The following is a 14,589-nucleotide window of genomic DNA, read 5'->3' as shown; positions in this document are numbered from 1 at the left end:
GTGGGATTGCCCGATAGTGGTACTGCCCAAGTGGAGTATTCGTTTACAGGTTTCTCTACAAGTGGGTTTTCTGCTTGGGGAATACCTGTCTTTTTAACTGCTGCATCAACCTCAGGAGTGTATTCTTTCTCTATTGTTACTTCACGATCGATGTTTTGTGCTTCTGCTTCAGTGATTACTACACTTAGAAGCATTGTTGCGAAGAGTATAAGGATATTATTTTTCATATTTTGTCAATCTTGTTTTTATCATTTGTTGTATATCATCATTTTCAGTATAGTTGCTTTTTAGACTATTTAGATACTGTTTTGCTTTAAAGTTATCGCCCTGTTTAGCAGATATGTCTGATAGTAGAATTATACTGCGTGCAATCCAATATCTATCCTCTCCGCTACTTGCAAGGAGCGAATTTATACTCTCTTCGGCTTGAGTTGTGTTGTTCTCATTGAATTGTGTCTCTGCTATCATATATTTTGCCTCTGATGAGTATGGAGAGTGTGTTGTTGATAGTATAGTCCAATCATCTATTGCCTTTTCGCTTTCTGCTGTTGCAGTGTAGGCTTTTGCTCTATAATATCTTACTTCTTCGATATTTGGTATGTCAGAATTGTTTGATAATATGTTGGTAGCGGTTGTTATAACGTCACTATTTTTACCATCTAAACTCAATACTCTCACAACTGATGATTGAGCCTCTTTCCCGAGTTGTGTTGTTGGGTATTCGTTTATGAGAAGTGTGTAATATTTGTATGCTTTATCGTAGTTTCTCTCTAACTCCTCTATTGTTGCAAGGGCTTGTAGTGTCTCTTCGAGCAGCATTACGTTTTTGCTTACCAATACGTTTTCAAAGTATTGTCGTGCTTCAGTAAAGTTATTGTTGTTATATCCGTATTGTCCTACATAGAACGATGCGTTTGCTTTGAATGTTCCTGATGGGTATTTGCTTATGTAATTCTTTAACTGATTTACACTCTTTTCAGAGGGTGATTGCAAAAAGGCATTCTCGGCAGCATAGTAAGTGAGAGAGTCCATTTGTATGTTGCTATATACCTCTTCTCCTTTTATTCTCTTTATATATTCAGCGTATGGCTCTATATCGCCTTGTTGTATATGGTAGTTCTTTAAATCTTCCATAGCAACTTTAGCTTCGTTGCTACCAGAGTACTCCTCTATAAGTGTTTTATATGCCGATATTGCTTTGTCGTTGTCGCCGATGTTCATATATACCAGAGCCGATTGTAGTAGTGCTTGACGTGCCTCCTCGCTCTTGGGATATTTATCATAAACATTTGCAAATGTTAAGAGGGCATTATCGTTTTGAGTGAGGGCAAGATGGGCATTTCCCTTTTCAACTAATGCTTTGGGGGCATATACCGATTGTGGATATTGTGTGATAACTCTGTTCATGGTCTCAACTTTTTGAGAGTGTTGTTTCTCAACTCCATATATTATGCCCTGCATATATATTGAGTAGTCTGCCATTTGGTTATCTGTTTTCTCTGCCTCATTATATGCTTTACGAGCATTAGCATAATTTCGCATCATATATAAGCAGTCGCCTTTACGGTTATATGCGTCGGCTTTGGTTGATTTATTCTTTTTGTTTTTTGTAATGTGGTTGCTGAATTGTTTCTCAGCCTCGCTATATCTCTTTTGCATAAATAGTGCATACCCGAGTGAGTAGTATGAATTCATATCGGGTTGTTTTAATAGCGAAATATGTTTCTTGATGTCGTTTGTTGCTTGTGCGTAATCTTTAAACAGATAGTTTATCTCTCCTCTCCAAAGATATGCTTTTGCTATTATGTCAGTTTTGTAGTTACCAACTTTTATACTTTGATCAAAATATTTTTTTGCTTTTGAGTACTCTTTTTTCTCATACTCTTGTGTTCCCAAATTATAGAGTATTATCTGTTTTGCTGCGAGTAACTCTTTTCCCGGATTCTTTACCTTATTAACCGATGATAGTGTCGCTTTATAATTTTTTGTTGTCAGATAACTTACAGCCAATATTTGGTTTATTGCTGCTGAGTTATTGCTATTGGGGAATTGGTTTATATAGTTTTCATAAACCTCAACTTTTTTGTTGAATGGTAGTATATTGTTCTCTTCAATTATTATGCAGTAGTTATACATTGCACTCTCTTTTGCCTCAATGTTCTCATTCTCGGTCATTGCTTTTTCGTATGCAAACATTGCTCCGTTTTTATCGTTTAGTTGCAAATATGAGTGTCCTAAATATAGGTATGCACTTTGAGAGAAGATGTTCTTAGTTGCTGTTACTTCAATTAATGTTTTAACTGCATTGCTATATTGTTTTGTATTGTAGTATGCCACTCCTAAGTGATACAAAGAGTTGTAGTCATCACTATTGCTTTGTGTATATTCTTGAAGATATTTTATAGCAATATAGTTGTTGCCAGTTAAAAAGGCACTCTCTCCACAAATCTTATTTAATGGCATAACATACTCCTCAGAACAACTATTGTTATCTAATAGTTCACTGCCCAATTTTAGAGCCTCATGATAGCGTTCTGTGGCAAAATATATGTTGGTTAAATAATATTTTGCATTACCTCCAAAGGTCTTATCGTTAATGCACTCTAAGAATCCTACTTCGGCTGTTATATACTCATCTTGTGCATAGTTTGAACATGCTAAATAGAATATTGCCGGGATACTGTTTGAAGCTCTCTTTGTTACTATCTGAAATAGCTCCTCTTCTGCTTTTTCATACTCCCCTTTACTAAATAGTAATATGCTTCTATTTATGATATACTCCTCTTTGTCTTCTGCCAATAGTCTATTGCAATCAACTCTGTTGAAATATTTTTCAGCCTCTTCAAAGTTGCCCTCTGCAACGTATGAGGTTGCTAACATTAAATCAAGTTTTTGAGTGTATCGGGGATCGGTATTGCGGTTTTTGAATTCGAATATTTTACTTATAATATCTTTGTCCCCTGAGCGATATGCACTCTCTATCTTAAGAAACTCTCTCTCTACCGCAGTTGTTGGGTATGTGTCAATGGTTGTTTCGTTAAAAGCACTACTAAGTTTGTGGTTTACTCCCAAATAGTTTTCGCTCTTATACATATTAAGGAGTGAATGTGATACAGTAAAGGGTGTTTTTCTCTCTTGAGCATTAGCAACTAAAGGGAGTGTTATAAGAATTAAAAATAGTAGTGCGAGGTTTATTTTAAGGTATCTCATTTTATTCTTTTAGTTTATGTTGCAAAAATACATACAAACAAGCAAAATATAAAACTTGCTTTAAAGTTTTATAATTCTTTATAGTAAAAATAGTAAATATTTAACTTATATAGTCTCTTTTGTATTTATAAAACATATTTTACATCAATGTGAGTATTTTTTTAGCAAATGGTTTATTATAGAGTAGATATTTTTCATATTTATAACATTCTTTGAGTACCCAAGTTGCTTTATCCTCACTATAATTTACCAAATTCTGGGTATTTCAATACTCTTCTCCTCCCGTTAATTTTGCATCGGAAAATTAACTTAACGTGATAAACTTTTTTAGATAATGATATGAAAAGATTTTACTATTTGATTCTATTTATTCTAATAGTTCCTTTTGCTGTTTTTGCTGAGGAGACTATTAGTTACGTAACAGAGACACCTACTGATGCTAATATATCGGGCCACGTTTTAAGTTTGTCAACAAAGGAACATCTGCCTTATATTATAGTGGAGGTAAAGGGTACAAGTTTTTATACCAAAACCGATAGAACAGGTCACTACTTCTTTAGAAATCTTCCTGTTGGCAATTATGTGATTGAGGTTAGCGGAATGGGATATAAGAGTGAGAGTAGAAGTGTTGAGATTATTGCTAATAAAACTCAGGAGATTAACTTTTCTCTTGAGGATATGTATGAGGAACTTGAGCAGATTGTTGTTTCAGCAAATAGGGGCGAACTCAAAAGACAGAATGCCTCTTCGATGGTAAATATTCTTACAAGCAAAACGCTTGATTTGGTATCTGCTCCTACCCTCTCGTGTGGACTAAACTATCAACCAGGTATCAGAGTTGAGGATAATTGTCAGAATTGTGGTTTTATGCAGGTCAGAATTAATGGTCTTGATGGTCACTATTCGCAGATACTTATGAACTCTCGCCCTATTTTTTCTGCTCTTACTGGTGTTTATGGACTTGAACAGATTCCTGCAAATATGATTGAGCGTGTTGAGGTAATTCGTGGAGGAGGTTCTGCTCTGTTTGGCTCTTCTGCCATAGGTGGTACAATAAATATAATTACAAAAGAGCCTACTGAGAGTAGTGCCGAAGTTTCTCATTCGCTTACATCTATTGGCATATCTAATGCTCTTGATAATAATACCACTTTTAATGCTTCTCTTGTAAATGATAATTATAAGATGGGTTTAACTATTTATGGTCAGAGTCGTAAGCGTGACTACTATGATTATGATGGTGATGGATTTTGTGAAATCCCAGAGATTAACGGAAAAACTATTGGTTTAAGTTCTTATATACGAACTGGTGATTTTGGAAGGGTAAATCTTCAATACCATAGTATAAATGAGTTTCGCCGTGGTGGTGATGCTTTTGATCTACCGCCCCATGAGGCTATGATTGCTGAACAGACCGATCACACTATCAATGGGGGTGAGTTAAGTTACGACCTCTTTTTCAATGAAAACAGGCATAAATTGAGTGTTTATACCTCATTTCAAACAACTAAAAGAGATAGTTATTATGGTGCAAAACAAGATCCTAATGCTTATGGTAAGACCAGCGACGTTGTTTCTGTAACTGGTGCTCAATATAGTTACAAGTTTGATAAACTGTGGTTTCTCCCATCAGAACTTATGGTTGGTGGTGAGTATAGTTATAATAAACTTATAGATAATTTTACGGGCTATGACCACTATGTAAAACAGAAAGTAAATATTGGTAGCGTTTTTCTTCAAAACGAGTGGAGAGATGATAAGTGGGGTTTTCTTGTGGGTGTTCGTATGGATAAACATAACTTGGTTGATAAACCTATATTCTCGCCACGTGTTAATTTACGATACAATCCAATTGCCAATGTTAATTTGCGTTTGACCTACTCTTCAGGATTTAGAGCCCCTCAGGCTTTTGATGAGGATTTCCATGTGGCTGTTGTTGGTGGTGATAGGGTTGTAACGGTTTTGGATCCTAATTTAAAAGAGGAGCGCTCTAATAGTCTGTCATTCTCTGCTGATATGTATAAAAACTTTGGTAGAGTGCGTACTAATTTGATGGTGGAGTTGTTTTACACCGATTTAAAAGATGCTTTTGCTCTTCTTAAAACTGAGGAGCAGGATGCAAAAGGTAATACCGTTATGGTGCGTTATAATGGCTCTGGTGCAAGAGTTGCTGGTGGAACAATTGAGGGTAAAATTGGTATTCTTCCAATTTTTCAGATTCAAGGCTCGGCAACTATTCAGTATAGTGGTTATAAACAGTTGGAGTATTGGAGCGAGAATCCTGATGTTCCGCCTGTGCGAAAGATGTTTCGTTCGCCAAATGCCTATGGTTATATAATGGGAGTTTATAATCCTATACCTGCTCTTACGCTATCGGTAAGCGGTACTGCTACGGGAGCGATGATGGTACAACATTGCGAGGGCTCAGGAACAGATATTGATAGGGCTGAGCGTACATCTCCTTTCTTTGATGTAAACTTTAAGGTTGCATACGATTTTAAGATATGGCGTAGTGCAACTTTGCAGTTAAATGCTGCTATAATGAATATCTTTAACTCGTACCAGAAAGATTTTGATCAAGGTCCTGACAGAGATTCAGGTTATATCTATGGCCCTGCTCTGCCTCGTAGTATTACTGTGGGTGTTAAGGTTAGTATATAATTATATTATCACATAAAAAAAGGCTATCGCAACCTTTCGGTTGGGTAGCCTTTTGTTTTTTATTTGAAGTTTAATACCTACTTCTTATCTACTTGTACTATTTTGAATAGTTTGTCAGATGGGCGTATTTTGGTGCCTACTGCTATTGAGAAGAGGTCGCCTTTTACAATCTTAGTGGCAGGTTTAAAGTTTACTCGCATATCTTTTGCCTCTATTGTTATGGCTCCTGTTGTAGGGCCTGTTATCAATAATTTATCTCCTTCGTTAATCTCGCCACTCTCCATCAAGAACTCGGCTACTCCTATATTTGAGAAGTATTTTGTTCCTTTTCCTATGTACTCTTTTCGCTCGGTTGCTTCGCTTCCGTAACTTGATGACCACTCACCCAAGCGTTGTCCAAGATAGTATCCGTTCCAGAATCCTCTGTTGAATACGGTTGCTAAACGGGTGTCCCAACCTGCAATCTTCTCTTCGCTGAATGTTCCGTCAATGTAACTCTCAACTGCTTCGCGATAGCACTCTACAACTGTACGCACATATTCGGCACTTCTGGCACGACCTTCAATCTTAAATACTCTTACTCCCGAATCAATCATTTTGTTCATGAAGTGGATTGTTTTAAGGTCTTTGGGCGACATTATATATTGATTCTCTATATCCAATTCAATGTTGCTCTCTTTGTCTTTTACTGTGTAACCTCTGCGGCATATTTGTAGGCATGAGCCTCTGTTTGCCGAGTGATTCATTTCGTGCAGACTTAAGTAGCATTTGCCTGATACTGCCATACAAAGGGCTCCGTGTGCAAACATCTCTATTCGTACCTGCTCTCCTTTAGGTCCAACTATGTTCTCGTCTTGTATTCTGCGGTAGATTCCCGATACTTGGTCGAGGTTTAACTCTCGAGCCAATACCACTACATCGGCAAATTGGGCATAGAATTTTAGTGCCTCAGCATTTGATATATTGAGCTGTGTTGATAGGTGTACCTCTACGCCTATTGAGTTGGCATAACTCATTGCCGCTACGTCTGATGCTATTATTGCACTTACTCCCGACTCTTTTACTGTGTCGATGATTTTTCGCATCAACTCAAGGTCTCCGTCATATATTACGGTGTTTACGGTCAGATAAGTTTTTATACCGTTTTGGTTGCATATTTCTGCTATGTTGCGTAGGTCATCAAGTGTGAAGTTGTTTGATGAACGTGAACGCATATTCAATCCCTCTACTCCAAAATAGACCGAATCTGCTCCTCCTTGTATTGCTGCTGTTAGCGACTCGTATGAGCCTACTGGAGCCATTATTTCAAAATCTTTGCGTTGTAACATTGTATTATCGTCCTAATAGTATTTTTTTTATATCATTTAGTTTGTTGAGTGCCTCAACGGGTGTAAGATTGTTAATATCTAATCCTAATATCTCTTTGCGTATATCTGATAGTACAGGATCATCTAATTGGTATAGCGATAGTTGCATTCCTCCTGCTTTTGCCGCCGCAGGTATGGGTTTTGTTATGTTTCTGTTCTCGCTACCCTTCTCTAACTCTTTTAGTATCTCATCAGCACGTCCAACGATATTGCGTGGCATTCCTGCCATCTTTGCAACGTGAATACCAAAACTGTGTTCGCTTCCACCGCGTACCAATTTGCGTAGGAATACCACTTTGTTGTCAACCTCTTTTACCGATACATTGTAATTGACTATTCGCGAAAATTCCTTCTCCATTTCGTTTAACTCGTGGTAGTGGGTTGCAAAGAGGGTTTTTGCCTTTGCCTTTTCGTTTTCGTGTATATGTTCAACTATTGCCCATGCTATTGATATTCCATCGTAGGTACTTGTTCCTCTTCCTAACTCATCAAATAGAACAAGACTTCTCTCGGATATATTGTTGAGGATATATGCTGCCTCGTTCATCTCAACCATAAAGGTTGATTCTCCGAGTGATATATTATCTGATGCTCCAACTCTGGTAAATACCTTATCTACTATTCCAATGCGTGCCGATTGTGCAGGAACAAAACAACCTATCTGTGCCATTATGGTTATAAGGGCTGTTTGGCGGAGAAGTGCCGATTTACCTGCCATATTCGGACCGGTAATTATCATTATCTGCTCATTCTCATTGTCGAGTTTGAGAGTGTTTGTGATATACTCTTCTCCTACGGGGAGTTGTTTCTCTATTACCGGATGGCGTCCCTCTTCAATGTATAGTGTTAATGAGTCATCAAGAACTGGGCGTATATATTTGTTCTCTTTTGCTGTTGTGGCAAATGATATTAGGCAATCTAATTGTGCTAACATTGTGGCGTTGCGTTGCATGGCACTTATGTGTAGCGTGGTTGCTTGTACCAACTCATTGAATAGTCGGCTCTCTATTGCCAATATCTTCTCTTCTGCGCCTAATATCTTCTCTTCGTACTCTTTTAACTCTTGGGTTATGTAACGCTCGGCATTGGTTAGGGTTTGTTTGCGTATCCACCCTTCGGGTACTTTCTCTTTGTGGGTGTTGCGTACCTCTATGTAGTATCCGAATACGTTGTTATAACTTATCTTTAGTGATGGAATACCTGTTGCTTCGCTTTCGCGTTGTTGTATGTGTAGAAGATACTCTTTGCCTGAGCCTGACATCTTGCGAAGTTCGTCTAACTCTTGGTTTACACCTTCGCGTATGATACCGCCTTTGTTTATTAGCGAGGGGGCATCTTGCATTATCTCTTTTTCAATACGGTTGCGTATCTCCTCGCATAGTTCCAGCTCCTTTGCAAAGTGTGCCAGAACCGGGTTTTGGCTATTTGTGCATATTGCCTTTATTGGCTCTATTGCTGCGAGTGCAACTCGCAATTGTATCATCTCTCTTGGGGTTACTCTTCCTACGGCAACTTTTGAGGTTAGGCGTTCCATATCGCCTATTAGCGACATCTTCTCTTCAAGTGCCTCTTTGTCCTCTGGTGAACGGAAAAGATGATCTACCACATCTAATCGTTGATTGATTGCATTTATATCTTTTAGCGGGAATGTTACCCAACGGCGCATCATGCGACTGCCCATTGGGGTTAGTGTCTTGTCTATTATATCTAACAACGATTTACCTCCTTCGTTCATTGGAGCGAGAAGTTCAAGGCTACGAAGTGTAAATTTATCAAGTCTTACGTAGCGTTCCTCTTCAACTCTTGTGAGGGTAGTTATATGTGATATTTGTGTATGTTGTGTTATATCTAAATAGTGAAGAATTGCTCCTGCTGCTATTACCCCTAATTTTAGATGTTCAACTCCAAATCCTTTTAGGTTCTTTGTTTCAAAATGTTTTAGCAGGCGTTCTCTTGCGGCATCGGTTGTAAATATCCAGTCATCTAATTCAAAGATTAAAAATTTGTATCCGAATTTTGAAGTGAACATATCGCGTTTGCCACGCTCAATTAATATCTCTTTTGGAGCAAAACTGTTTAGAAGTTTATCGATATGGTCAAAACTTCCCTCTGCTGTTAAGAACTCTCCTGTTGATATATCGAGCAGTGATACTCCGCATGAGTGACGTTCAAAATATAGTGCTGCCACAAAGTTATTCTCTTTGTGGTTTAGAACATTGTCGTTAATTGATACTCCCGGTGTTACCAACTCGGTAATACCTCTCTTTACCAATTTTTTTGTTAGTTTGGGATCTTCGAGTTGTTCGCAGATGGCAACTCGTTTTCCTGCTCTTACAAGTTTTGGCAGATATACGTCTAATGCGTGGTGTGGAAATCCTGCTAACTCAACAAATTGTGCTGCTCCGTTTGCTCGTCGGGTTAGTGTTATTCCTAATATCTCGGATGCCTCTATTGCATCGTTCGAGAATGTTTCATAAAAGTCGCCCACTCTAAAAAGCAGTATAGCATCGGGGTGTTTACCCTTCATCTCGATATACTGTTTCATTAGTGGCGTTTCTGCTATTTTCCCTGCCATTATCTCTCTTGTTTGCTTGTTGCGAAATTAATAAAAATATGCCTCTTTTACAAACAGATTTTTTGATATACTTTTGTAGTGAATTTTAATACTTATAAAAAGTGAAAAGGAGAGAGATTACTATTACTCCGTACGGAGGATTGGCTAACCGAATGAGGGCATTGAATGCCGTAATTGAGTTTGCCCGCCCCTATGCTATTCCTGTGAAAAGTGTGTGGTTTAGCAATTTTGAACTTAACGCTCCCTTTTCAGAGTTATTTGAGACGCCAAGTTATGATATGATTTCTGTTATGGAGGCAGGTTTTATTGATAGATTTCTTTATCGTTCTCCTCGCCGTCATACTCTTTGGCTGCCTTTCATAACTGCTCCACTTATGTTTGATACTACAATCTATTCTCCCGATTTTATTGCTCAACGTAACAAAGGTATTCTTGCCGAAACTATCATAAATGGTGGTAGGGTATTGATTGAGAGTTGTTATGAGTTTGGCAATTATTCAGACGCTATAAGTAAAAATTTTATACCCAAAAGTGATATTCTCTCTTTGGTAGATGATTTTGTTGAAAAGAATTTTACTGAGAATACTATTGGTGTTCATATTCGCAGAACAGACAATGAATTGTCGATAAAGAACTCTCCTCTCTCTCTCTTTTGTGACGCTATGCGTAAGGAGATTGATGAGTGTAGCGATACAAAGTTCTATGTTGCTACCGATGACGCTGCAACAAAGAGTGAGTTAAAGCAAATTTTTGGAGATAGAATTTTATCTGTTGATACCGATTGCAATAGAAATAGTTTGCAGGGAATAAAGGATGCTGTTAGGGAGATGTGGATTTTATCTCGCACTACAAAGATATATGGTAGTTTTTATAGTTCATACTCCGAAGTGGCATCGCAACTTGGCAATATTCCGCTGCATATTTTGCAAATAAAGGAACAACTAAAAACTAACAACTAAAAACTAACAACTTAATATCAGCTATTGCTTCTCTTATTGAGCGTAGTCCAAAGTCTTCGGGCGAAAGCTCTTTGATTGGTATGAAGCGAGTCTCTGCTACATCATCATTGGCTATTAGTCCCTCTGTTGTTTTGACCTTGCATAAGAAGAAGAGATCCATTGTGTTTACTATCATCCCCGAGAATGGGTATATATTTGGTTTGGAGAAGAGAAATTTTACTTCGCATACATCTAATCCTGTCTCCTCTTTTACTTCGCGAATTACACCCTCTTCGGCACTCTCCCCAATATCGGTAAATCCGCCCGGTAGGTCGAGTGTTCCTTTTGCAGGTTCTTTGGCTCTGCGACATACCAATATCTCGTTATTGCTGTTTACTATTATTGCAACTGTTGCCGCTTTGGGATTGTCGTAATATGTAAATCCGCAATCTTCACATTTTTTTGAGTATGCACCATTTTCGGCAAAGTGGTTTGAGCCACACGCCGGACAATATTGGAATTTTTCTAATGGGTGTGCCATATCTATCTCTTTTGTGGTGATAGTATCTCTTTATATTGAGTTGGGTTTTTAAGAATTTCAATTGCTTTGCCTATGCATTTGTCCTCCTCTACTCCTCTGCTCATTAATCCCTTTTTGTAGTAATATCGCTCTATTATCTCCATCTCCAATTCAGATTTTATCTCCTCTTTGAAGTTCTCCAAATCTTTGTCGATATTATGCTCAAGGAGTTTTTCAAGGGTATTGATTGTCTCTTCGGCATCATCGAGGTATCCCTCAAATTTTGCCAATTCTTTTAGTTTGTTCAATAGTTTTAGGCTCTCTCGGTCGTAAGTGAAGTTTTTGGCTTTTAACTCCTCTTTAAATTGATTATACTCATCATCTGTTAATTTAAACTCTGTTGCTGATGCAATTGTGGGATGCTCAGCAACATAGCGAGTAGCAAAATCAAACATATGGTAATCTATTGTAAGATAGTATAGGATATTGCTCTGTTTGGGGTATTCGTATGTAACATCGGGTGTTATTCCTCCTCCATCGCGAACTATACGCCCTGCCGCTGTTTTAAACTCGGTTGTAAGTGAATCGGGGATACGAGTTGTTGTGCCATCCTCGTTTTTGTTTGAGTAGTCTATTGCTTGTATTAATCTTCCACTTGGAATGTAGTATTTTGCAGTAGTTATCTTCAGTGTTCCTTCGTATGGTAGAGAGCGTGTACTTTGCACCAATCCTTTACCAAATGAACGATTACCTACAATAACGGCTCTATCAAGGTCTTGCATTGCTCCTGCTACAATCTCTGAGGCCGATGCACTCTCTTCGTTAATCAATACAGCAATAGGTATCTCGGTATCAATTGGCTTTTGTGATGTTTTGTATGTGTTCTCAAGTTCTTTAAGCCTTCCGCGAGTTTCTAATATGGTTTTCCCTTTTGGAACAAAAAGATTTATCACTCCTATTGCTTCGTTGAGAAGTCCTCCCGGGTTACCTCTGAGGTCTAAAACAAGTGATGAGATATTGTGGTTCTTCTTTAAATCAAGTAGTGCGTCTTTAACCTCTGATGCGGTGTTTGTGTTAAACGATGATATGTAGATGTAACCTATATCGTTTTGGGTTACGCCGTAGTATGGTACCGCTGGGATATATATCTTTTTGCGGGTTACGTTTAGGGTTACAACGCTATCTACTGTTGGGCGTTTTACCTTTATAACTGCAAGAGAGTTTGCTTTGCCTCTTAGGTGGTCGCTAACAAAGTCGTTGCTTTTTCCAACCATTGACTCTCCGTTGATTTCGAGAATACGGTCGCCAACCTTCATACCATCTTTATGAGCAGGGTTGCCTTCGTATATGCTTGTAATTTGTATAAGTGAGTCGCGTTTTGATATTAATGCTCCCACTCCTGCATATTCGCCCGTAGTCATAAATTTAAGGTCATCTTCCTCTTTCTTGGGGATATATGTTGTATATGGGTCGAGCGAGTATAGCATACTGTTTATACCATTTGTTATTATCTTCTCGGCATCAATGGTATCAACATAAAATAGTGATAACTCCTTTAATATTGAGTTAAAGATATTTGTGTTTTTTATTAACTCAAAATTCTGCTTTTGAGAGTATGCACTATATGAGAATATTAGTGTTATTGCAATTATGGTTAGGTGTTTAAATATCTGTTTCATAATATATGATGTTTATAGATGCGAAGTTAATTATCTTTTATGGTATCTGCAACTTAAAAACAATTAAGAATGTTACAAATATCTTCTATTTTATCTTTTTTTACCACTCAATATTAAAAAAAATGCCTTATTTGTTGCATAATCCAAAAAATGGACTTACTTTTGCACCGCATTTCCAAGTGAGGAGTGCGTAAAGTCTTCTTCAGTAGCTCAGTCGGTTAGAGCATCTGACTGTTAATCAGAGGGTCGTTGGTTCAAGTCCAACCTGAAGAGCGTTTTCATAACTACCTAATATATTTATTCTTCAGTAGCTCAGTCGGTTAGAGCATCTGACTGTTAATCAGAGGGTCGTTGGTTCAAGTCCAACCTGAAGAGCAAAAAAGAGACACTTGTGAAAGTGCCTCTTTTTTGTTTTATGTAGGGTGTTATATCTCCCATCTAATCCTCTTCTTTATTATACGGGTATCATTGTTGTTCCCAATTATGATATTCTTTTCTTCAAAACTCTTTGTAATTGTTGAATTTGCGGCAATGATAGTATTATCATTAATATTTACTCCTTTTAAAATGGTACATCTTGCTCCTATCCAACATTTATTCCCTATTACTATTGGTTTAGGTTTGTTTATATGTTTACCTTCTATATTATATATTTTATGAAAATCGGAGTCTAATATTTGTATATCCCAAGATAGTAGGCAATTATCCCCAAATGTTATCTCCTTTTGACATATAATTGATGAGTTCCCGGTAATAGAAAAATCTTTACCAAAAGTAAGTATTGCATTTTTTCCTATTGATATACTACTGCCTGACCCAATTGTAGTTTTGCCATTAATGACTAAGTTTCCGTAGCATTCCCATATTGTTCTGGCAGATTTTACATCTTTCGTTCCAACATTGTGAGGTCCTATCTTTACTAATCCTGTCTCTATGGGAGCATTAATTATAATCTTACCTTTAACTTTATATAGTAGCGTATTATTGAAAATAAGTATTGGAAGTTTTATAGCCTGCGAGAGTTTTAAATATCTAAAATTAAAGAATATACTTTTTATCCAATTTACATTGAATATTAATTTAAATATTTTCATATAATTTCTATTATCTCGTAGGCTCTTGAGATATAAAAAAGGTATTTGTACCATATACAGAAAGTGTGAGCCTACTTTATCTATATTCTACCGATAGGCTCTGGACTGCCCTTATAACAGATATAGAAAAACAGCCCACACCTTTGGATTTATATGTTAAATACACATATAACACACCAAAGGGAGACGTTTCTAAATTCCTGTTATAACGTGACGAATTGTCCAGATTCATCGGTAAGGAATAAAGCTAAACGCTTCCTAATATATGTCTGTTGCTATTTGCAACGTTACAAAGTTATGAAATTTTGAGTAAAAATCTTATCTTGAAATATCTTTTTTAGGAAAAGAATTATCTAAACCTTTTTTTGAGGTTCAATATTACAATGATATTTCAAATTTTACATTAAAAAATGAGATTAGGGGATTAATGTTTTGTGAGGTTAATCCTCTTTCCCTTTTGTATTTGATAGTTTTGATACAGAAACTTTATCTATTCTTGCTCCGTCCATATCAACTATTTCGAGTTTAAAAATATCCCATTCAAG

The 14,589-nt window shown here is 37.2% G+C and carries 9 protein-coding genes and 2 tRNA genes; 4 read left to right on the top strand and 7 right to left on the bottom strand.

The window, feature by feature from the left end; all coding sequences use genetic code 11:
* Positions 1 to 227, bottom strand: a 227-nt coding sequence (locus IKK64_06695) for a hypothetical protein (GenBank protein ID MBR4119749.1), incomplete at its 3' end; no start/stop codon positions are given.
* Positions 217 to 3,210: a tetratricopeptide repeat protein gene (locus IKK64_06690; protein ID MBR4119748.1), complete on the bottom strand. Its 2,994-nt coding sequence runs from the start codon at positions 3,208 to 3,210 to the stop codon at positions 217 to 219. The genes IKK64_06695 and IKK64_06690, both read right to left, overlap by 11 nt.
* A gap of 339 nt (positions 3,211 to 3,549) precedes the next feature.
* On the opposite strand from IKK64_06690, the gene IKK64_06685 reads away from it, so the two are divergent.
* Positions 3,550 to 5,871, top strand: coding sequence for a TonB-dependent receptor (locus tag IKK64_06685; protein ID MBR4119747.1), 2,322 nt, complete (start codon positions 3,550 to 3,552; stop codon positions 5,869 to 5,871).
* Between the two features lie 77 nt (positions 5,872 to 5,948).
* Here the strand turns inward: IKK64_06685 and IKK64_06680 are convergent, their stop codons facing one another.
* Positions 5,949 to 7,199 (bottom strand): U32 family peptidase, encoded by a 1,251-nt coding sequence (locus IKK64_06680; GenBank protein MBR4119746.1) that lies wholly within the window; start codon positions 7,197 to 7,199, stop codon positions 5,949 to 5,951.
* Between the two features lie 4 nt (positions 7,200 to 7,203).
* Complete coding sequence (gene mutS, locus IKK64_06675; GenBank protein MBR4119745.1) at positions 7,204 to 9,813, bottom strand: DNA mismatch repair protein MutS; 2,610 nt, start codon at positions 9,811 to 9,813, stop codon at positions 7,204 to 7,206.
* 101 nt (positions 9,814 to 9,914) lie between these two features.
* Here mutS and IKK64_06670 point away from each other — a divergent pair, with 101 nt between their 5' ends.
* Positions 9,915 to 10,772 (top strand): hypothetical protein, encoded by an 858-nt coding sequence (locus IKK64_06670; GenBank protein MBR4119744.1) that lies wholly within the window; start codon positions 9,915 to 9,917, stop codon positions 10,770 to 10,772.
* Here the strand turns inward: IKK64_06670 and IKK64_06665 are convergent.
* Entirely contained in the window at positions 10,762 to 11,292 is a 531-nt protein-coding gene (locus IKK64_06665) for an NUDIX domain-containing protein (GenBank protein MBR4119743.1), read from the bottom strand. The genes IKK64_06670 and IKK64_06665 overlap by 11 nt on opposite strands.
* Before the next feature lie 2 nt (positions 11,293 to 11,294).
* On the bottom strand, positions 11,295 to 12,950 hold the full coding sequence (locus tag IKK64_06660) for a S41 family peptidase (protein MBR4119742.1): 1,656 nt from the start codon (positions 12,948 to 12,950) through the stop codon (positions 11,295 to 11,297).
* Between the two features lie 199 nt (positions 12,951 to 13,149).
* Here IKK64_06660 and IKK64_06655 point away from each other — a divergent pair.
* Together IKK64_06655 and IKK64_06650 are read left to right on the top strand one after the other, a co-directional pair.
* Positions 13,150 to 13,223, top strand: a tRNA-Asn gene (locus IKK64_06655).
* 28 nt (positions 13,224 to 13,251) lie between these two features.
* A tRNA-Asn gene (locus tag IKK64_06650) sits at positions 13,252 to 13,325 on the top strand.
* 50 nt (positions 13,326 to 13,375) lie between these two features.
* On the opposite strand, the gene IKK64_06645 is transcribed toward IKK64_06650, so the two are convergent.
* The gene (locus IKK64_06645) at positions 13,376 to 14,044 is read right to left on the bottom strand and encodes an acyltransferase (GenBank protein ID MBR4119741.1); all 669 of its coding nucleotides are present in this window, start codon (positions 14,042 to 14,044) and stop codon (positions 13,376 to 13,378) included.
* Positions 14,045 to 14,589 lie beyond the last annotated feature (545 nt).

It is taken from the genome of Bacteroidales bacterium, assembly GCA_017521245.1.
In the GTDB taxonomy this organism is placed as follows: Bacteria; Bacteroidota; Bacteroidia; order Bacteroidales; family G3-4614; genus Caccoplasma_A.
This window is presented reverse-complemented; position numbering and strand designations above follow the sequence as displayed.